17 protein-coding genes and 1 tRNA gene are annotated in these 20,960 nt (G+C 50.0%); 4 read left to right on the forward strand and 14 right to left on the reverse strand.

Annotated elements, in window-relative coordinates; translation table 11 throughout:
• A partial coding sequence (locus IAG03_RS14510; protein WP_430472435.1) for an IS3 family transposase occupies nt 1–128 on the forward strand: 128 nt, incomplete at its 5' end.
• 403 nt (nt 129–531) lie between these two features.
• Here IAG03_RS14510 and ybaK read toward each other — a convergent pair.
• Nucleotides 532–1,002 (reverse strand): Cys-tRNA(Pro) deacylase, encoded by a 471-nt coding sequence (gene ybaK / locus IAG03_RS04265; protein ID WP_249318575.1) that lies wholly within the window; start codon nt 1,000–1,002, stop codon nt 532–534.
• A 155-nt stretch (nt 1,003–1,157) separates the two neighbouring features.
• Between ybaK and IAG03_RS04270 the strand changes: the two genes are divergently transcribed.
• A complete protein-coding gene (locus IAG03_RS04270) occupies nt 1,158–1,946 on the forward strand; it encodes a GNAT family N-acetyltransferase (RefSeq protein ID WP_249318576.1) in 789 nt (262 codons plus the stop codon).
• A gap of 35 nt (nt 1,947–1,981) precedes the next feature.
• On the opposite strand, the gene IAG03_RS04275 is transcribed toward IAG03_RS04270, so the two are convergent.
• The 8 genes from IAG03_RS04275 to IAG03_RS04310 form a co-directional block, all read right to left on the reverse strand.
• Nucleotides 1,982–3,172 carry an MFS transporter gene (locus IAG03_RS04275; RefSeq protein ID WP_249318577.1) on the reverse strand — a complete coding sequence of 397 codons (1,191 nt, stop codon included), beginning with the start codon at nt 3,170–3,172 and terminating at the stop codon, nt 1,982–1,984.
• The gene (locus IAG03_RS04280) at nt 3,169–3,726 is read right to left on the reverse strand and encodes a winged helix-turn-helix transcriptional regulator (protein WP_249318578.1); all 558 of its coding nucleotides are present in this window, start codon (nt 3,724–3,726) and stop codon (nt 3,169–3,171) included. Before IAG03_RS04280 ends, IAG03_RS04275 begins: the two co-directional genes overlap by 4 nt.
• A 247-nt stretch (nt 3,727–3,973) precedes the next feature.
• Nucleotides 3,974–5,164, reverse strand: a complete 1,191-nt coding sequence (locus IAG03_RS04285; protein ID WP_249318579.1) for an amidohydrolase family protein — start codon at nt 5,162–5,164, stop codon at nt 3,974–3,976.
• A gap of 14 nt (nt 5,165–5,178) precedes the next feature.
• Nucleotides 5,179–6,009, reverse strand: coding sequence for a carbohydrate ABC transporter permease (locus IAG03_RS04290; protein ID WP_249318580.1), 831 nt, complete (start codon nt 6,007–6,009; stop codon nt 5,179–5,181).
• Nucleotides 6,010–6,011: 2 nt separating this feature from the next.
• Complete coding sequence (locus IAG03_RS04295) at nt 6,012–6,899, reverse strand: carbohydrate ABC transporter permease (RefSeq protein ID WP_249318581.1); 888 nt, start codon at nt 6,897–6,899, stop codon at nt 6,012–6,014.
• 65 nt (nt 6,900–6,964) lie between these two features.
• Complete coding sequence (locus IAG03_RS04300) at nt 6,965–8,305, reverse strand: ABC transporter substrate-binding protein (RefSeq protein WP_249318582.1); 1,341 nt, start codon at nt 8,303–8,305, stop codon at nt 6,965–6,967.
• Nucleotides 8,306–8,464: 159 nt separating this feature from the next.
• Entirely contained in the window at nt 8,465–10,045 is a 1,581-nt protein-coding gene (locus IAG03_RS04305; protein ID WP_249318583.1) for a response regulator, read from the reverse strand.
• The gene (locus tag IAG03_RS04310; protein ID WP_249318584.1) at nt 10,020–11,870 is read right to left on the reverse strand and encodes a cache domain-containing sensor histidine kinase; all 1,851 of its coding nucleotides are present in this window, start codon (nt 11,868–11,870) and stop codon (nt 10,020–10,022) included. The genes IAG03_RS04305 and IAG03_RS04310 overlap by 26 nt, the downstream gene beginning before the upstream one ends.
• A gap of 279 nt (nt 11,871–12,149) precedes the next feature.
• Between IAG03_RS04310 and IAG03_RS04315 the strand changes: the two genes are divergently transcribed.
• Nucleotides 12,150–12,374 carry a hypothetical protein gene (locus IAG03_RS04315; protein ID WP_249318585.1) on the forward strand — a complete coding sequence of 75 codons (225 nt, stop codon included), beginning with the start codon at nt 12,150–12,152 and terminating at the stop codon, nt 12,372–12,374.
• A 413-nt stretch (nt 12,375–12,787) separates the two neighbouring features.
• Nucleotides 12,788–13,231, forward strand: coding sequence for a DUF4368 domain-containing protein (locus IAG03_RS04320; RefSeq protein WP_249318586.1), 444 nt, complete (start codon nt 12,788–12,790; stop codon nt 13,229–13,231).
• Between the two features lie 67 nt (nt 13,232–13,298).
• Here IAG03_RS04320 and IAG03_RS04325 read toward each other — a convergent pair.
• The 5 genes from IAG03_RS04325 to IAG03_RS04345 form a co-directional block, all read right to left on the reverse strand.
• Nucleotides 13,299–13,382: transfer RNA gene (locus IAG03_RS04325), tRNA-Leu, on the reverse strand.
• 51 nt (nt 13,383–13,433) lie between these two features.
• Nucleotides 13,434–14,480 (reverse strand): M42 family metallopeptidase, encoded by a 1,047-nt coding sequence (locus tag IAG03_RS04330; protein ID WP_249318587.1) that lies wholly within the window; start codon nt 14,478–14,480, stop codon nt 13,434–13,436.
• A gap of 2 nt (nt 14,481–14,482) precedes the next feature.
• Nucleotides 14,483–15,520 (reverse strand): M20/M25/M40 family metallo-hydrolase, encoded by a 1,038-nt coding sequence (locus tag IAG03_RS04335; RefSeq protein ID WP_249318588.1) that lies wholly within the window; start codon nt 15,518–15,520, stop codon nt 14,483–14,485.
• A gap of 42 nt (nt 15,521–15,562) precedes the next feature.
• Nucleotides 15,563–16,951, reverse strand: coding sequence for a UDP-N-acetylmuramoyl-L-alanine--D-glutamate ligase (gene murD / locus IAG03_RS04340; RefSeq protein ID WP_249318589.1), 1,389 nt, complete (start codon nt 16,949–16,951; stop codon nt 15,563–15,565).
• A gap of 49 nt (nt 16,952–17,000) precedes the next feature.
• On the reverse strand, nt 17,001–20,753 hold the full coding sequence (locus tag IAG03_RS04345) for a phosphoribosylformylglycinamidine synthase (protein WP_249318590.1): 3,753 nt from the start codon (nt 20,751–20,753) through the stop codon (nt 17,001–17,003).
• Nucleotides 20,754–20,960 lie beyond the last annotated feature (207 nt).

Raw genomic sequence — 20,960 nt, forward strand, 5'->3', positions numbered from 1 at the left:
CTTCCTTTGAATCCTTCTCTAAGGCGATTGCCGAGTATATTGATTATTACAATAACACCAGAATCCAAGCTAAAACAAAATGGATGCCTCCCTCTAAATTCAGGGAAGCATCCATGATGGAAGCTTAATTATTCATTTTTAAGCCGGTGTCCAGAAAACCGGGTACATATCAAAAGGAAATTCCTTTCGGTCTGCTTTTTTTATCAGGATTTGGCCTGGCACAAAATTTGATCGTTTTGATTGTTTCCGCAATCGGCCAGAGTCGAAAGCGGTTTGGTCAGGCAGATGGATGTTCGAAACTGTCTTTGGCGCTTTTGCCGCAGAATTCTGAAGCCGCATGGAGAGCGATCTTTAGCGGCGGGCAGTTTGAAACGACCTGTTTTTCTGGAATGCTGCTGGGCGGTGCTTTTAAAAATGCGAAAATGGAGTACAAAAAAAGAAGAGGCTTCCCAAAAACCGGTACCATCTGTTGCCCGAACAGTCCGGCGTGTATTCGTGGAGAAGCGCCAGGAGGCGCTTTCCGGTCAGCCGTTATGCAGTCAGGTCGCCAAGGGATGCGCCGACAAATTGCAGAAGCTGTGCCCGGTTTAACTGCAGCTGACAGCCGCGGATGCCTGCGCTGATGACGATTTCATCATAGAGTTCTGCGCTTTCATCAAACCAGGTGGGGAAGGCTTTTTTCATGCCGATGGGCGAACAACCGCCGCGAAGATATCCGGTCAGCGGCAAGAGTTCTTTGACAGGAAGCAGCTCTACACGCTTATCTTTTGCAGCGGCGGCACATTTTTTCAGATCCAGCTCCAGATTTACCGGAATACAAAAGACAAGCAGTCCGTGTTTATCTCCGCGTGCAACAAGTGTCTTAAACAAGAATTCCTGCGGCAGTCCGATTTGTGCGGCGACGTGAATTCCGGAAAGATCGGTCTCGTCCGGCTCATAGAAATAGGGAGTATAGTGGATGCCTGCCTTGTCAAGCGCACGCATCGCGTTGGTTTTTAGCATAGGGGATCACCAGCCTGTCCAAAGTTTCTGCATCTATTTTACCACATTTTTGACGCGGAACACAGGGCGGACATCAAAAATGATCTGCGCGTTTTCGCAGAAAGTCGAAGAAAAATATATAAAAAAAGCCATGAGAAAAGGAGGGTGTGTTCGGAATGATCAAATTGTCTCAGCCGCAAATGGCAGCACACCTGTTCAAGGATTGGGAAGAAACCATGATCTGGTCATGTCTGCAGGGCGTCATGGGGAAAATTTACGCAGATGATTCCGTCTGCCCGCGATGTGCGATGGCGCTTTTAGGAGATTTTGGTTTTCTGGCAGGCAGGCCGGACGAAGAATTGCTCCGTTTTTGGAAACAACAAAACCCGGGCGCGTTCTGTATTTTTGTTCCGCAAAATGAAAACTGGGAAATCAAAATACGGCAGGTATTTTCAGATGCCGCGACCCGCGTGACACGGTATGCCATCCGGAAAGAGCCGAATGGGTTTGACCGCAGAGTCCTGGAAAAATTTTCGGAAGCACTGCCCTCCGGCTATGTTTTGCAAAATATAGAAAAACCGCTTTTTGATCAGTGCCGCCAAAACCCGTGGAGTCGGGATCTGGTTTCCCAGTATGCCGATTATGAAGCCTTTGAACGGCTTGGTTTGGGAATCGTTGCGGTAAAAGACGGCCGGATTGTTTCGGGTGCTTCCGCGTATAGCCGATACCGGGAAGGAATTGAAATAGAAGTCGACACGGCGCCGGCGTATCGACGGAAAGGGCTGGCCTGCGCCTGCAGCGCCAAACTGATCGTAACTTGTCTGGATCGCGGGCTGTATCCCAGCTGGGATGCCCAGAACCGTTCGTCAGTTGCCCTTGCCGAAAAATTGGGATATCACCGGCGAGATCCGTATTTTGCGTATGAAGTCCGAAATTTTGCAGCGGATGGTTTGGAATCGGATTAAAAAGAAAAAAACTTGCGCGCCGGATTTTAACGGCTCTAATTCTTTTCACAAGGCGGTTTCAGTGTTTCGCGTCCAGCCGTCAGGAATAGCGCGGTTAGCAATGCCAGTGCGGAAAGCGGTACGATCAGCCAGATGCCTATGGCTCCCCATTTCGGCACGATGACGGCCGCCGAAACAGAAGAAATCACCACGCCGATGCGCAGCGCAAGAGAATAAACCGACAGCATGCTCGCCCGGCATGCATCCTCCACTGCAGCATGCAGCAGGGTTCGTTCGCTCACGTCACCTATGCCTAAAACAATATCGATTAGCACATAAATGCAGACGAACAGCTGCCAATCCTGACACAGCCCGAGCGCTGCGACCACAGGCGGCAGGGCAAATTTTGTGAGCCAGTATAGCGGAAAATCCCCCATTCTGTCTGCCAGTCTGGGTTCCGTTTTACTGCCCAAAATGACGGCAGCATAGCCCAGTGCACAGAGGATTCCGATGCTCCAACGAAAATTTGATGGTGCGCAGGCGATAAAATTCTGCTGCCAATAAACCTCTGTAACCGCCTGTACGCTGCCGGTTAAAATAGACGCGGAAAAAATGAGCCGCAAAATCTTCGATTCCTTTAATCCGCGAACAAGGGCGCTTAACTGTTCTTTGACTTTTCTTGACGCCTTTTGCGGCCGGCGCGCGGTAGTTTGTATAAAGAAGGCAGTCAGAACGAATACGGCACATTCTATTCCTGCAGCAGTCCCAAGCAGCAGGACGTAGGCATCCTCTGCGTTGCCCAGAATCCCGCCGCAGACGGCGCCAAGCGCCAGCCCCATTCCTTCTGTAACCGCGATGGCACTGTTGATTGCAGAGAGATTGCCGCCGCTTTGCACGCTCTGTTCTACTTCCAGTGACTCCAAGGAACCGGAGGCAAATGCCGTTCCTGCACCACGGAAGATGCAGGAAATTCCGAGCAACCATGGCGTGTGTGCAAAGATCAGCAAAAAATTGCTCGCCGCAGAACAAAGTGCAGCCAGAAGAAACATCTTTTTTCTGCCGAAAAGATCTGCCAGGATACCGCTGGGCAGCTCAAGCAGGATCGTGCTGACTGCAAAGATGCTGATGAATATGGATAAGGTCTGGATATCTGCACCATGCGCAAGATAAATCAGGGAAAGAACTGCGGCGACAAGTCCCGTCGAAAAAGCGTTTAGGAAAAAGATCAGCCGGTGACTTGTTTTCATTGATTATCATCGCGGTTCCCGGGAAAGGCCAGAAGCGCAACCTCCCAAGCTGCTGCGTTCTCTCTGGGTTTGCTGTATTTTTTCTGGAATTCCCACATAAAGTGTTTTAGCGTGCGGACAGCTTCTTTATCGAGATAACAAACACCGCTGATCATGTCGCCCGCCAGTCCCGTGTTTGGCGATACTTCTGCGCTATGGAGATATTGCTGAAAGTCTTTCCAGATGTCATTCATCAGATAATCCATAAGCGCTTCTTTTTCCGTACGAAGATCATCCTGTACGCCGCCGTTTAGACAAATGGTCGCGGGCACGCGCTTATAAAATTTTGCGCAGATTCCCCGGATGGTTTCTGTGTGATCGAGTTCCACAAGTTCCAATTCTTCCAGCTTTTTTAGATGAAAGGTAATGGCCGATGCGGAGATTCCAAGGGCGACGGAAATCTGTTTGGGCGTCATAGCGATCCCGTTTAGATCCATGCATTTTAGAATCCGCTGACGTTGCGGATTCATATAGATGTCCAGTTCGCGTCTCGAATGGATTTGAATTTCTTTCAAGGCACTCATCTCCTTTGTTTTATAAATTATAACATTACATATTGTGCAATATCAAGAGGCAACCATTTTTTACGGAAAAGGAAAAATGGTACACACGAATTCTAATTTTTTGATTTTTCTTTTTGGATGTTCCCTTTCTGCCAAAGAGGGTAACACCGAAAAGTTGGCTTGAATTCTTGGCTTTCAGCATAGAAAAGAGGTCGGAATTTGGATGTCTCATTTTTGAGTTCCAAATTTCGACCTCTTTTCATAGCCGATACAATTTTTTGGCATTTTCCCAAAGAATTTTATTTGCAAGCTCCTCAATCAATGCCGAAGAATAGAAGGAGGAAGAAAGCTTTTCCTGAAACACCTCTGCCATCACAAAGCGCAGAGCCATCAGCGCACCGAAGGATTCTTCTGAAGTCCAAGCGTCTCCTCCCCAAGACAGATGGTTGCAATTTGGAAGTATCTCCAGGAAGGTATGTAAGGCGTTTTTAGCCGCCTCTGTGGACACCAAGGGGATCCAGTTCATGTCTAAATAAACATTAGGGTGATTGTGTGCCAGTGAAGCAACCTCATTTACCCAAGGGAACCCGCCGTGGAATAGGACGAATTTTACTTCCGGGTTATTTTCTATTGCCTGCTCCAACATCATTGGGTTGGAACCAGCTAGCCTTGCGAGACCCGTATGGATCTGTACCGGCAGATCCATTTCCTTGGCGAGATCTAAAAAATAATGGAAAATATAATCGCCGAAGCATTTTTTTTCCTGCTCGGTTGCCTCTTCTGGGGCCTTGCCGAAAACAGCTTCCGCTTTTGCTTTGGATACCGGCTCAAAAAGCAGAACCCTCTCGTAGGCTGCTGCGCATTTAAATGTGCATACTGTGGGCTGTTTTTTAATATCTTCCCGGATTGCATGAAGATAAGCATCTAGGCAATCCGGCTTACCGTCAATGAATTTTCTAGGATTCATCCGGTCATGATCCAGGCAGTCTGGGTGGAATCCTGCCATCCAGCTGTCCATACGATATGCCGAAGCCGCTAATTTAGGGTTCCCTGCGCATCCGCCGGGATTCCAATAGCTGTCTTCCACAAAGCGCTGATAATTTGCCTTTTCTGTGAGGATCTGCCAATGAAAACAGGCGTCTTGATGCGATTCGCGGATTGCATGGGAAACCGCGTCCCAGTTCTCCGCCGTGATGGGCCCACACCCATAAATATCCATGATACTTTTTTCCAGCCAGACAAAATAGCTGTTCGCACGGATGATGGAAAGCCACTGGGAACGCGCCTCTTTTGTCCGGTCTTTTGGCGTTGAGCACCAGCCGACATAAGAGCGGTGGAAAATACCGTCCAAATCCAGTTTTTGCTGCTCCGGGCTTTCCAAATGATGCTCGTGGCTGCTAACAACAGGGATACTGCCCAGCCATTGCAAAATAGAGTTGATATCTGCCATCAAAACCCCTCCTTTTATTCCTTTACGCTTCCGCTGGTCAGGCCGGCAATAAAATACTTTTGGAAAAAGAAAAAGATAATCACAATCGGGATTACTGTAAGAGCCGACCCGGAGAGCATAATTTCATAATTTGTGGAATATGGGCTGTTCAGGGATGCAATCCCTACAGGAAGCGTAAAGGAAGCGTTGGACTGCATCACTATTAAAGGCCAAATAAACGAATTCCAGTTGTTCATCGCCAGCAGCACAGCCATCGCCCCATAAGCCGGGAGCATAACCGGCATCATAATCTGGAAAAAAATGCGATATTCCATGCAGCCGTCAATCCTTGCCGCGTCAAGCAATGCAGAGGGGAGCCCGGCGGCATACTGACGGAAAAAGAAAACGGCTAACGGGGAAACTAAAAACGGGAGAATTAGACCCCCAAAGGAATTCATCAAACTCAGACTGGAAATTAACTGATATAACGGAAGCAGAAGGATTTCTACAGGGATGATTAAAATTAAGATAACCAATAGAAAGATGACTTTTTTCCCTCTAAACTGATAGACCGCCAACGCATAACCCACCATGGAAGACAGCAGCAAAGAACACGGCGTAGCGATTAAAAGTACAATGATACTGTTTTTATACCAAGAAAGATAATTCCCGCTGCTGGTAAAGATACTGATATAATTGTTTAGCGTTAGCTTATCCGGCTGGAGATTCAGGTTCAATCCATACTGCAAAAGCTCTGTGCTCGGCTTAAAGGAAGCCAGCAATAAAGCAAAAATAGGAAATAACGCCAAAAACGCCATGCATGCTACAAAAAGGTAAGAAAAGAATTTCCCGGCTTTCCTGCTCATTTTTATTCCTCCTCAAACAGGCCGAAACGCTTAAATTGAATAATGCTCGCCAGCATAATCAAGATTAAAAGGATCACACCGGCGGCGGAACCCAGACCCATTTTTCCAAGGGCGATTCCTTCCTTATAAATATATCCCACAATGGTAAGGCCTATGTTTTTGGGAGAAGTTCCCTGCCAAAAGACATAACTTTCTTCAAACATTTTCAGCCCTGCGGACACACTGATCACCATGACGAACAGCACGACGGGTTTTAAGGAGGGAAGGATAATGTAAAAGAATTTGTGGAACCAGTTAGCCCCATCCATATCGGCGGATTCATATAATTCTCCCGATATATTTTGCAGGCCCGCCAAGAAATAAAGGATATTCACCCCAGTCCAGCGCCAAACCGCCAGGAGCACCATCAAAAACATACCAGTAGACGCATGCATCGTCCATTGCTGTGGCGGGATGGAAAAAAACGATAAAATATGGTTCATAAAAGACGTATCCAATTCACCGAAAATCTGACGGAAGATCACGCCGCCAACGATTGTGGAAACCACCGCCGGAAGGAATAAAAACATTTTTAGTGGATTTCTGAACCTAGTGATACTGAAATTGAGCAATACCGCTAAAAACATCGGAAGCAGAATCAGGATCACCACAGAAAAAAACGTAAAGATAAAGGTATTGTACAGGGCCTTTAGAAAGGTATCGTCGAAAAGATCCCGGTAGTTTTCCAGTCCGATCCATTCCGTGCTACCCGGGATGATCTCCTGAAAACTCATTAAAATGGTACGGATAATAGGGAAAAGGAAAAAGATTAAAAAAGTTACTAAAAAAGGCAGGGTAAACACATAAGGGACTACCTTTGTGGAATTAAACTTCTTCCAAACTTGTTTCAAAATAATCAGCTCCTCATAAGCAGAAAGGCCCCCATGAAGGATGTTCACAGGGGCCTGGGCTGCTGTTATTTGCTCAATTTTGTCGCAATTTCGTCCAATGCTTCTTTCGGCGTCTTCGACTGATCACCGATTACAGTAAACATCAATTCCTGCGCAACCAAATTGTTGGCTTCCGCATACCCTTCCACAACAGTAGGGGAATCAATTTCGTTTTCAACCTCCAGCAGGACGCTGAAAAGATCCTGATCAAAGTAGTCGGTGAATTGATTATCCTCTTTCATTTCTTCCGAATCCCACACACTGTGGCGGGGAGGATCAAACCCTAAAATAGTCCAAACGTCTATCTGGGCCTCTTCGCTAAGCTTGGAGTGATCCAGGAAATCTATCGCCTTTTCCAGCACGGGGCTTGATTTGATAGCCACGGTTCCAGTGCCGCCCATGCCAGCGGAACGGTCTCCGCCTTCCGTCCAGCGCGGCAGGGGATACATTTTGACTTTGCCCTGCAATTCCGGCATGTAGTTAACAAACCGGAGCATATACCACATCGGCATCATCAACGCTGCAGAGCCGCCCTGGTTGAAGAAGCTGTAGAATTCTTCCGCATGGTGATTGCCGCCGGGGGTTGGCACCGCAATCTCGTCAGTATACACCATGTCATACAAGAATTGAAGTGTTTTGACGTTCGTCTCATTGTTGATAATGACGCTTCCGTCTTTCTCAAAGAAATCAGAGCCCTGCTGGATGATCAATGGGAAAAAACCAAAAACGTCTGTGGTTTCTACGGTGGTCATCGGCTTGCCCGTGGCGGCCTTCACTTTTTTGCCCACTTCCACAAAATCGTCCCAAGTTTCAATATCCTCCGGTTTCGCGCCCGCCTGCGCAAGGATTTCTGTGTTATAGAACATCATGGTAGCGCCTACATGAAGAGGAAGACCGTATACTTTCCCATCCTTTGAGTAAATTTCAAATCGGGATTCTACAAAGTCTTCTCTAACCGGATCAACAATACCGGTTAGATCCGCGAACGGGATATCCCCCTTCAAGAAATTGGGAAACCTACTGATTTCAACGTCAGCGATATCTGGAGCGCCGGATCCGGACTGGATGGCAATCTGCAATTTATTATGCATTTCTTCAACTGGGTAAGGCTCCGCGATCAGATCGATGGGAGCGTCCGGGTTTTTCTCATTGTAAGAGCGTTCCATTTCCTCCCAGTAGCCGAGGTTGACGTCGTTGAACAGCCAGAACGTGATCGGCGTGGTTTCGCCTTCTGCCGAAGCCTGCTGCGAACTTCCGTTACCACCAGAAACGGCGGCGCTTTCGCTGCTATTTTGAGACCCGCAGCCCGTCAAGCACGAAGTAATCATTAAAAGGCATACCAAAACGATAGAAATTACTTTTTTCATATGGTTCCTCCTTAATTTTTTGGAAACAGGCCGGCATGTTTCCCATCACATCTTCTGCTCATCCTGCAGCATGAGCGTTCGTCCATAGCGGAGAAATAGGGATTCATTTTTTCCTGTCCGCGAATTTATTTTATCAGCTTCAAGGGCCTGCTAATATTCCTAATTTTTACTTTGAGCTTCACTATTTTTACTGTTTTTTATATAAATTTCCGGAGTAAAACCAGTCAATCTTTTAAAAACATCCCAAAAATGATTGTAGCTTCCAAATCCAACCTGTTGAGAAATTGCTGCCAAGGAATTATTTTCAGGATTCTTTTTCAGAACAGACAATACTTTTTGGATCCTAAAGGAATTTAAAAAAGAAGTGAAGGGCACGCCGGTATCCTCCCGGAAAACACGACTAAGGTAACTGGGATTAAATCCGATGCCCTTTGCGGCGTCCTTTAACGAGATGTTTTCTGAATAATGGCTTTGGATAAAAGCTAAAGCAGCTTTGGTAGCTGGCGAGTAGGCAATATCCTCTTGTGCCGACGCGGCTTGTTCTGCTGCCATGCAGAACCATTGACGAATGGCCGTTAAATCTGTCTCGGATTCCTCTCCCGCGAAGGGCAGGGAATGAATCTCGTATGGCCGCTCTTTCTCTAGGGTTTCTTCTATGGTTTGGAGCAATAGGTGGCAAAAAATTTGGATCCGGAAATAAGGCGGCTTTTTTTTCTGGATCTCGTTAAAAAAACCGTTGATAATGCCGATTGCTCTTTCTGTATTTTTCACTCGTAGGCACTCACTCAAATTGGAGAGGACATCCATGTCGGGAATGATGGGGATATCTGATGGAGGAGAAGATTGATAATATACCGTATCGTCAGGGCTGAAAAAACGCATCCTCAAAGCGTTTGAAGATTCCGACCGCGCGGCGGTATATTTCTTCGGGCCGGAAAACTCGCGGCTGACCCCGAAAAAAATATTGGCGTTGAGCAGCAAGTTTATTTTATGGCGCAGCAGAGCAAGACATTTTTCGATCTCAATCCTCATTACTTTTCTGCTGACGGAGTCCTTCAAATCAAAGAAAAGGAGAGCTTCCTCGTCGTTAAAACGAATCAGGTCCGCGAACGGATAAAACGACAATACACCTTTGATAACATGATCCACACTTTGCGCCAAAAAGCGTGGATCATGGGTCTTGGCGTTTTCGGAAACCGATTTTTTTAACCGGCAGAGAAAAGAGGCGCAAATTACGCCGCCATCTTCGCTCAGATGATATTTGCGCAGACGATCCGATCCGTCGTCCTCCTCAGCCTTGCTCTGCAACAGCTGTTTCAGCATTTCCGCACGGGATAGGCGGCGCTGATTTCCGTCCTCCGGCGGTTCCGGCAGATCGACCGCTTCCTTCAGCAGCCTTAAAAGCGACTCAGGCGTCACCATATGTTTGAGTAAATAATCTTTGGCCCCCAGTTTCAGGCTGTTACGGACATACTTGTAATCGTCATATGCGCTCAAGGCAATGGTGGCGACGGAAGGGTAATTTTCTTTAATAAACCGGATTAGCTCCATGCCATTAATCCCGGGCATATCGATATCGGTCAGCACAACGTCCGGTATTTCCTTTTCTATTAGCCGGAGCGCTTTTTGGCCGTCCGGGGCTTCCTCCAGTAAAAAAAGCCCCCTATCCTCCGCGAGCAGAAACTCCCTTAATTTTGAACGGAATAAATCGTCGTCATCCACAATCAGTATCTTCTTCATTTTTTTCCTCCTGCTGTATCCAAGGAAGCTTCACTTGCACTCTTGTCATTTGTCCAACCACGCTCTCGATGGAGAGACCGTAATCATCCCCAAAGAGCAGCCGAATCCGGTCATTGATATTCCGTATCCCAATGGCGCTGAAATGAGAGGAACTATCGTCAGGACCTTCGTACAACGCTTTTTGTATCTGTTCGGTGCTCATTCCAATCCCGTTGTCCGTTACGGAAAACAGCAAAGTGTCTTCCCACCGATTCCCTTCGATCAGGAGCCTCCCGCCAACTTTCATGTCGCGAATTCCATGCAAAAGCGCGTTTTCCACAATCGGCTGCAAAAGAAAGCAAGGAATCAGCGCCCGGCGGATTTCCGGTGCAATTTGATAGCCGACCTCCACAATATTCCCAAAACGGAAATCCTGGATATAAAGATAGTCCTTAATATAGGAAACCTCTTGATCCACGGTAATCAGGCTGCCATCCTTTCCCGAGCTGGCCAGCATCAAATTAATGAGCGCCAGCGTCACCTTTTCAATATTTTCCGCTCCCTGGATTCGCGCCAGATAGGCGATTGTATTAAGCGTGTTGGACATAAAATGAGGGTTGACCTGGCGCTGGAGCGCCTGGATTTCAAACGCTCGCTTTTGCCTTTCTTCCTCAATTAGCCTCTGAACCTGGGTTTCCAGCTCCCTTGTCATATGTACAAATTTTCGGCTCAACTTCCCTAATTCGTCTGGGGCATTGTCCCAAAGCTTGGAATCGTCGAATCCCCCGATTACGACCGATTCCATGGCCTTGTCCAGTTTTTTGAGAGGCTGTTTCACGCTTTTTGACAGAACTCCCGCTATAAAAAAGGCCAGCCCGGTGCAAATCAGGCCAATTCCTAAAATCGACAGCCCCATTTTCTGGGACGAATCATTGATATATTCATAAGGGATGAGTCCCCATAAGGTCCAGTCCGTTCCTTCGATAGGATGAAAGACACCCAAATAATCCTTACCGTCGAACGACAATGTTTTTGTCCCAGCTAAGGTATTCACGCCGTATTCCAGGAGAAACTCAGAGCGAAGCGTACCCGGAGCTTCTCCAATGGAAGAAGATATGATTTGACCGTCTGCGTTGACGATCATAAATTCTGACCCGTTCCCCAAGTTTAAGTTGGTATATTTATACTGCAGTTGCTTGTCGTCAATGCGCATGATTAATGTGCCAATCTTTTTGCCGTCTTCCGGCTGTTTGATTTCCCGGCATAAAGCAAAGCCATCTCCCCGATTGTAATTTATTTCCGGAGATATCCGCTGTTCAAAAAATGGATTCACAGGGTAATAAACGCTGGAAACCTGAAGTGTTTGCATTTTAGCCTCTATCTGCTGCAGCGACAACAGGGAGGGACGAAGACGGAACGAGGTATCTCCATAGCAACGCAAAGGCTCTTGCCGGCTGGTAAGGGCCAACACATCCGTGACGATAGAATTCTGGATAAATTTTTTGGTGCAGATATTTGTCATTTCTATTTCCCGCTGAAACCGTTCAAATTCGCTTAAAGTATCATATCTCAGTAAAGTATCCTGCAATATATCATTATAGGCGATGTCGATGCTATTGTTTTCCAAAGATTCCACCATCTGTTGAATGTTTTCACTAGCTTTCATAATGATTTCTGAAGAAAAAAAGCTAATTTTTTCTTTTGAATCATGAAACGTTTTATGATAGGCAAAAACGCAAATAGAAAACATGGGGATAAAAATAATCAGGAAGAGGCAAATATTTAAGCGCTTCTGAATTGTGATATGACGAATCCACTTGATTAGCATAAAAAATATCCTTTTCATGATATTTCCTCCTTTTGTTTGTTATAATCATGTATTATTCCAGAGAACACCGGGCAATCCAAGGGCAAATAATTGAATTACGGGTATTTCATTATGAACGATTTGTGAGGCAGACCATTCTTTTTTCATCTTATAAAATATTTTCCGAAAACTGGCCCAAACGTACCTTTGCAAAACGAGTAATGGGTGAAGATGGACAATACGGACGCCGCTTTATCCCTCCTGCAAAACTTTTTTGCCGGAAATGGCCAAAACCGTCCCGCACAGAAGGGGTAGTGGATGAAGGGAGGAAACAGAGCAGGTCACGACAGGGCGGAGTGTGCAAGTCGCAGAGTAAGATTCTACCGCGGCGCCAGATTTCGTCTGCCGCTCATTCTGTCCTATCGGAATCTTGTTGGGAAGTGCCTTCCCCAAACCCTGCTTTACGCCGCCACCAGATTGACGGCGAACGATAACTACGGGTACGCCCTGAAACAGGGCATACCCGACTATACCTCCGGTTAAAAATCTAATATCGTCAGTCGCCAGAATGTGTATGGGCGGGCAGGTACAGTCTGCGATTGCCTGCCTTGTCTGCCGAAAGGCGTGGTGGGTGGTGGCATTTTCATTTTCGGATGAGAAAGACAACCTATTAGAAGTCAAGCCAAAGATGCACGGAAAGGCGAAAAAAGTAGACGGTTCAAAAAGGGTATAGCAAAGCAGACGTCCGGCTGGACGCCCGACTGAGCATATAAAAAAAGCTGCTATGCGGCTGTGCGGTATGGCAGTCGAGACTTCTCCATAGCACTGAGATTGTTACCCGAAGCTTATCTGACATTGTTCGCTTTGCTTCTGCATTTGAGAACGAGTTCGTAAAAATCGTTATAGACGAGCAGTACAAGCAAATTCAGCTTCAGCAAAGGAAGAATCAGGAGGCTTTGCAAGCCGCAGTCGCCAGAAGCAAAGAAGTGGATGTCCTATATGAAAAGCTGTTTGAAGAAAAGGTTCTTGGCAATCTAACCGAGGAACGCTTCAAAAAGTTGTCCGAGAAGTATGAGGACGAGCAAACTGAATTATCGCAACGTGTCCGTCACTTAAAACAGATTGTTGCAGAAGAACAGAAGCATGAACTGAATGCGGAAGGCTTTCTGCAGCTTGTACGGAAATACACGGATATTCAGGAACTGACCCCGGAAATACTGCGGGAATTTGTTGACAAGATTGTCGTACACCACAGGGAGCAGAGGTTTGGTGAAACGGTGCAAAGGGTGGACATCTACTACAAAATGATCGGGCAAGTGGAACTGCCACAGATGAACCAGCAGGAGAAAGAATCTTACCTCCATATCTTCGGACACAAAGAAACAAGCCAAAGCGCATAGCAGCACCTTGGCCTACATAAAACAAAATACCCACAAGGGCTTTTAAGGCCCTTATGGGTATTCAGTATGGTGCGGGTAACAGGACTTGAACCTGCACGGGGTTACCACCAGAACCTAAATCTGGCGCGTCTGCCAATTCCGCCATACCCGCAAATACTAGGTCCATACAGGGTACAGACCCAGAACCTATTATACTGGAATTTCAGATGTTTTGCAAGACGGAAGGATCTGTTTCGGCGATTTTTTCCGAAAGCAGCGGCAAAAGTGCAGCGGTGTGCAGAAGGTCTTCTTCAGAGATCAAGCCGACCGGACTATGCAGATACCGGCAGGGAAGCGAGACCGCAATGGTGCGGATGCCGCCGCGTGCAGTGTGAATGGCGCCGGAATCGTTTCCGCCGGCAATTGCCTGTTTCACCTGGCAGGGAATACCGGCGTTCTCTGCAATTTGCAGGGCCATGCGGAAATACTCGCGATCGTAAATGGTTGCCCGATCCATAAAGGAGAGCACAGGCCCTTTTCCAACATGGCAGACCTGCTTTTCCGGAGAAACGCCTGCAATGTCGGCCGCCGTTGTGGTCTCGACCACAATCGCAGCCTGAGGCGCCACCGTGTAAGCCGCCGTTTTGGCTCCGCGCAGTCCGATCTCTTCCTGTACGGAAAACACGAAGATCATATCATAAGGCAGCGGCTTTTTCAGCCATTCAATCAGCAGAAAACAGCCCGCTCGGTCATCCAGTGCCCGGCTTTTGATGGTTCCGTGCTGCATATCAAAGAACGGTGAGAACGTAATGGAATCTCCCAGTGCAATATGGCGTTCCGCGTCAGCCTCATCTTTTGCGCCGATATCGACATAGAGCTCTGTAATCGGAACGGCCTTGCATTGGTCGCTCCGGTCGATCAGGTGAATCGGTTTAACATCGATAACGCCGGGATAACGTCCCGCAACCGTGACAGATGTTCCGGCAAGGACACGCGGATCAATTCCGCCGACTGGTTCAAATTTTAAAAGGCCTTCCTTCGTGATATGGGTGACCGTCATACCGACTTCATCCATATGCGCCTCTGCCATCAGTTTGGTTTTGGGGCGGGAGGCGCCTTTTTTAAAGGCGATGAGATTTCCGAGCGGCGTGATGCTGTAATCATCGATATAAGGTCGGATTTCCTGGAGAATTCGATCCCGCACGGCGGTTTCGTCACCAGAGATGCCATCGGTTGTGCAGAGTGTTTTTAAAAGAGATAAATCCGGCATGATTAGCGCACCTCCTGGCATTTTTTGCGGATATACGCGGCAAGAAGTTTTGCCGTGTTTTCCAGATCCTGCAAATCAATAATTTCTGCGGGGGTATGCATATTGCGCTGCGGAATGGAAAGCAGGCCGCAGCGGACACCGCCGCGGGAGACACCAATTGCGTCTGCATTGGTGCCGGTGGTTTCTCCCATGGCTTCAATCTGATAAGGAATTTCCTGCGACCGGGCGACTTCTACCAGCTCACGGGACATGACCTTGTCGAGTGCGGCGGAAAATCCGATCATCGGGCCAGCGCCGAGCGTGCTGGTGCAGGTTTCCGGAACGCCGGGCTGCGCTGCGAAACTGACGTCGACCGCAATGCTTGCGTCCGGCGCAGCAGTGTAAGATGCAGCGATTGCGCCGCCTCCGCCCGTCTCTTCCCGGCTGCTGAGCAAAATGGTTAAGCGAATCGGAAGGGGTTCCCGGCGCAAAAGCTGGACACAGCGAATCAATACGGCGCAGCCGGCACGATTGTCGAGTGCGGTGCCCGTGATGCGCGTTCCAAGCAATTCCCGGCAAGGCGCGGGAATGGTGATGCGGTCACCCGGCGCAATCCATGCTTTTGCCTGTTCGGCGGAAAGTCCGGTGTCAATGTGAATGGCGTCAACTTTCGGGACTTCGGATTCCTTGCCGCCGGAAAGATGCGGCGGCGTACAGCAGACAATTCCGGAGATCGGTTCCTTTCCGTAAACCGTGACGCGGCTTCCGGGCAGAACCCGCGCATCCACACCGCCGCAGGGTGCGACATTTAAAAAGCCATGTGCATCAACCTGTGTAACAACAAGACCGATCTGATCGATGTGTGCGTCAATCAGAAAATGGAACGGTGCGTCTTCCGGCCCCATGGAGGCGACAACACTGCCCAAAACGTCCCGCCGGACATCGGCATCCTTTGCGAGCATGCTTTTTGCAATTTTAGTAGCAGCGGCTTCATCGCCTGAAGTGCCGGGTTCATCGCAGAGACGCAGAAGAATTTCTTTGACTTCCTGTATTTCGTTCATGTTAGTCCCTTCTCTTTTTTGTGTGCAATCACGGTTTAGGGTTTAGGAAAGTGCCTGTACGAGCTGCTTAAAGTGATTGCCGCGCGCCTCAAAATTCGGATACAGATCAAAGCTTGCACAAGCAGGAGAGAGTGACACGACATCGCCGGTCTGTGCATGCTGATGCGCCAAGGAGACGGCTTCTTCCATGCTGGCGGCATGCAGAATCGCAGGATTTCCGTCCCGATATCCTGCGGCCGCCTTTACAGCAGCTTCAATTTTGGGAGCAGTGGCGCCCATCAAAATGAGCAGTTTGACATGTTCGACAACAGCCGGTCCGAGCGGATCAAAGGGAATCTTTTTGTCGTACCCGCCCGCAATCAGGATGATCTTTTCCGGATAAAGCGAGAGTGTTCCGCGAATGGTACGGGTCGGGCTTGTGCCGATGGAATCGTTATAATAGGAAACGCCGTCGAGAACCCGGACAAGCTCCGCGCGGTGCGGGACGCCGCCGAAGGTGCGGGCAACCGAACGGATGATTTCCGGAGAAACGGTTCCCCAAACAGCGGCAATGGCCGCCAGATAGTTTTCGATGTTGTGCAGGCCGGGAATTTTAATTTCCTCGGCGCGCAGGATCTCTGTGCCGGAAGGTGCATGGACAATCCAGCCATCCGCCCGCAGAAAGACGCCGTATGCGCAAGGCTCCAATCTGCTGAAAAACATTCGCTCTCCGCGCACGCTGTCCGCAAATCCGCGGGTAATCGCATTGTCTGCGTTTAGTACTGTTCGGCTGAATGCGCCCTGGTGTGCAAGAATGTTCTTTTTCGCGTCAATATATTCCTCCATGGATCCGTGCACATCCAAATGGTTAGGAGAGAGGTTTGTGACGACCGCAACATCCGGGCTTTTCCGCATCGAGATCAGCTGGAAGCTGGAAAGTTCTACAACGGCGACGTCGTCGGGCGCGATGGTTTCGATATCCGGCAGAAGCGGGCGGCCGATGTTGCCGCCCAGATGGACAGTCTTGCCGGCGGCGCGCAGCAATTCGGCGATAATAGAGGTGGTGGTCGTTTTGCCGTCACTGCCGGTTACCGCATAGATTTTGCACGGGCAGAGGTCGAAAAAGACCTCCATTTCGCTGGTCACAACGGCACCGTGTGCACGCGCAGCCGTCAACTCCGGCAACCCGTATTTCATCCCCGGCGTCCGGAAAATGATGTCTTCCGTGAGGTCGGAAAGATAAGCGTCGCCCAACACCAGTTTGACGCCCAGATTGGAAAGCAAAACGGCGGTTTCGCCGAGTGCCTCCGCGCTTCGGCGGTCACGTGCGGTTACGATCGCGCCTTTATCCGCAAACATACGGATAAGCGGCAGATTGCTTCCGCCGATTCCGCAGAACGCGACCGTTTTTCCTTTGACGGATGCAAAAAATGCTGAAATCCGATTGTCCATATTAAAGTTCCTCGATTCCTGTTAACCTTACCGCACACAGACGGCTTTCTTATTGAAAATATCGTACGCCGCTCAGGAAAAGCTTCTGATCCTTTTCACCAGGGACGTTTTGATAGAGATGGGTGCCCTGCCGTTCGCTGTGTCCCATTTTGCCCAAAATTCGTCCGTCCGGACTGGTGATGCCTTCAATTGCGCAAACAGAGCCGTTCGGATTCCATTCGATCCGTCCGTCCGGGATGCCGCAGGGGGTGGTGTATTGTGTGGCGATCTGCCCGTTCTGCATGAGCGTTTGCAGGGTTGTTTCATCTGCAACAAAACGGCCCTCGCCGTGCGAAACCGGAATCGCAAAGACATCCCCAGCCTCGACCCCGGCAAGCCAAGGCGATTTTACGCTGGTTACGCGGGTGTACACCATGCGCGAGACATGACGGCCAAGTGTATTGAAGGTCAGCGTGGGCGCATCCTCTGCGGGCGGTGTGATTTTTCCGTACGGTACAAGACCGAGCTTGATCAGGGCTTGGAATCCGTTGCAGATTCCGAGCATCAAACCGTCGCGGGTTTCCAGAAGGTCGGTGACGGCCTGTGCGATTTTCGGGTTGCGGAAAGTGGTCGCGATGAATTTCCCGGAGCCGTCCGGTTCATCGCCGCCGGAGAATCCGCCGGGCAGCATGACGATCTGCGCCTTGCGGATGGCTTTTTCCATTTCTTCAATGGTTTCTTCGATATCTTGCGGCGTCCGGTTGCGCACAACCAGGACATCCGGCTCTGCACCGGCGCGCGCAAAGGCACGGGCGGTGTCATATTCGCAGTTTGTCCCCGGAAATACCGGAATAAAGACGCGGGGTTTAGCGGTTTTGATGGCAGGCGCATTTTCGCAGCGTGCGTTCCAAAGCGGAACGTCATGAGAAACCGGGACTTCCGGCGCTTCGCTGGGGAAGATTTTTTCCAGGGTTCCGCTCCAAGCCGCAATCAGGCTGCCAAGCGGAAGCGAAGCTTTGCCCAGACGGATTTCCGGCGTGTCGAGAACCGTTCCGAGTAAAACGGCGCCGGGGATCGATGGCATCGCGTCCGTTTCCACAAGAATCGCACCGGCATCCGGCGCAAACAAGCGGGCTCTGTCGAGGACATGCTCAGCGAATGCAAAGCCGAGCCGGTTGCCGAAGCACATTTTTGCAACGGATGACGCGGCGCCGCCTTCCTTGATGACGGAAGCGCTGCGGATTTTTCCTTCCTTCATGAGGGAGAGAATTTGCCGGTAAGTGGCTTTCAGCGCCTCCCAATCCGGCAGCAGCGTATCTGCTTGCTGTGGAACCGGTAGTAAAACGGCCAGAGAACCGGGTGTTTTGAATTCCGCAGACACCGTGCGGCTGGCTTTTGTCATGGTGACGGCAAAGCTGACAAGTGTGGGCGGAACGTCCAGCGACTCGAAAGAACCGCTCATGCTGTCCTTTCCGCCGATGGCCGGAAGGCCCATACCAAGCTGTGCGGAAAGCGCGCCGAGCAGAGCAGCGGCTGGTTTTCCCCAGCGTGTTTTGTCTGTGCCGAGTTTTTCAAAATATTCCTGGAACGTCAGGCGCGCATGAAGCGGATCCGCGCCGACTGCACAAAGCTTGCTCAAACTCTCCACAACAGCATAGGCGGCTCCGTGGAAAGGAGAGAATTTGGAAATGCCGGGGATGTATCCGTAGCTCATCGCGGTGGCATCGTCGGTTTCCCCCTCGAGTACCGGCAGCTTGGCAACCATGGCTTCTTCCGGCGTGAGCTGGTACTTTCCGGAGAACGGCATATTGACCGTAGCGGCGCCGATACTGGCGTCAAAGCGCTCGGAGAGTCCCTTTTGAGAGCAGACGGAAAGCCGGGAGAGGTTCTTGGAAAAGGCTTCGGAAAGGGTGCCGTCGCAAAGTTCTTCCGGAATTTTGGCAAGATAGTTCTGCGCCGGGTCTGGCGTATGAATCAGGACGTCGGCGTTCTGGGAAACGCCGTTGGTGTCCAGAAATGCACGGCTGACATCGACAACGGTGTCTCCGCGCCAATGCATGCGAAGCCGTCCGGTATCGGTGACGGTTGCAACAACCTGCGCGTCGAGATTTTCTTTGGCCGCCGCCGCACGGAATGCATCCGCATCCTGCGGGGCAACCACCACTGCCATCCGCTCCTGCGATTCGGAGATGGCAAGCTCGGTTCCGTCAAGGCCGTCGTATTTTTTGGGAACCGCATCCAGCTGAATTTCCAAGCCGGGCGCCAATTCGCCGATTGCCACGCAGACGCCGCCGGCGCCAAAATCGTTGCAGCGCTTAATCATTTTGGAGACTGCAGCGTTTCGGAAAAGCCGCTGGATTTTTCGTTCGGTCGGTGGATTGCCCTTTTGGACCTCTGCGCCGCAGACTTCAATGGATTTTTCTGTGTGTGCTTTCGAGGATCCGGTTGCGCCGCCGCAGCCGTCCCGTCCGGTTGCGCCGCCGAGCAAAATTACAATATCGCCGGTTTCCGGTACGCTGCGGACAACGTTTTCCTTAGGAGAAGCGCCGATGACCGCGCCGATTTCCATTCGTTTTGCAACATAGCCCGGATCATAAAGCTCTGTGACCTGACCGGTTGCAAGGCCGATCTGGTTGCCGTAAGAGGAATACCCCGCCGCAGCGCCGGTGGTGATTTTTCGGGAAGGCAGCTTGCCGTGCAGCGTCTGGGCAAACGGGGTGCGCGGGTCACTGCTGCCGGTTACACGCATCGCCTGATAAACATAGGCCCGTCCGGAGAGCGGATCGCGGATTGCGCCGCCCAGACAGGTGGCGGCGCCGCCAAAGGGTTCAATCTCTGTCGGATGGTTATGGGTTTCGTTTTTAAACTGGACAAGCCAGGGTTCTGTTTTTCCGTCAATGGTCACCGGAACTTCGATGGAGCAGGCGTTGATTTCCTCACTCTCATCGAGATCGGGAACCGCACCGTTTTTGCGGAGGTATTTGGTGCCGATGGTCGCCATGTCCATGAGGGTAACCGGCTTTTCGCGATCGCCGTACACAGCGCGCCGGGTCTCAAAATAGGCCTCAATGGCATCCTCCAGTACGCTTTGCAGCTTACCCGGCTCTGTCTTGATGGAATTCAGGCGGGTCAGGAACGTGGTATGACGGCAGTGATCGCTCCAATAGGTATCGATCACGCGAAGCTCGGTTACGCTGGGATCGCGTTTTTCCGTGTCGCGGAAATAGTCTCGGCAGAATGCAAGATCCGCAAGGCTCATCGCAAAACCCATCTGTGTATGGTAGGCAAGCAGCTTCGCGTCGTCCCATCCGGTGAAGCCGGAGACCCGCGGAACATCCGGCGGGACATCCGCCTGCATGTCGAGGTCTTCCGGAAGCTCGAGAGAGGCGAGGCGGGATTCTACAGGATTGATCAGATACTCCTCAATTTTCTGGAACTGTTCGTCGGTGAGATCTCCGCGCAGCGCAATCACACGCGCGGTTGCAACCTGGGGGCGTTCTCCTTGCGTCAGCAGCTGGACGCACTGTGCGGCGGAATCCGCGCGCTGATCGTATTGTCCGGGAAGATATTCCATTGCAAATACGCGGTAGGTGTCGGGGAGAGTAAACTCTGCGCCGTAGAGATGATCTACGTTGGGTTCGGAAAGAACCGTTGTACAGGCGGCTTCCATCTGTTCCTGCGTCAAACCGCAGATGTCATACCGGTTGAGCAGCCGGAGCTCGGTCAGCCCGGTAATCCCGAGATTTTCGACCAGATCCTCCCGCATGTGCATGGCTTCAATGTCGAAACCCGCTTTCTTTTCTACAAAAACCCTGATAACCATACTGAAACCTCCCGTGTTTTCTGCCGGCGACGGCGATGCGTTTCCATTATAAATCGGAGAAAGACATTATGCTTTATTTTACCACACTTTCCCGAAAACAAAAAGTCAAAACCGGATTTTGCGAATACATTATTTTATGGTTTCCGTTTTCTTTTTTGTATGGAACGCAGAAGTGGTTTTTGCGCGGAAAAATAGCGGCGTTTCGGA

The sequence above is a fragment of the Yeguia hominis genome (genome assembly GCF_014384705.1).
GTDB classification, from domain to species: domain Bacteria; phylum Bacillota; class Clostridia; order Oscillospirales; family Acutalibacteraceae; genus Yeguia; species Yeguia hominis.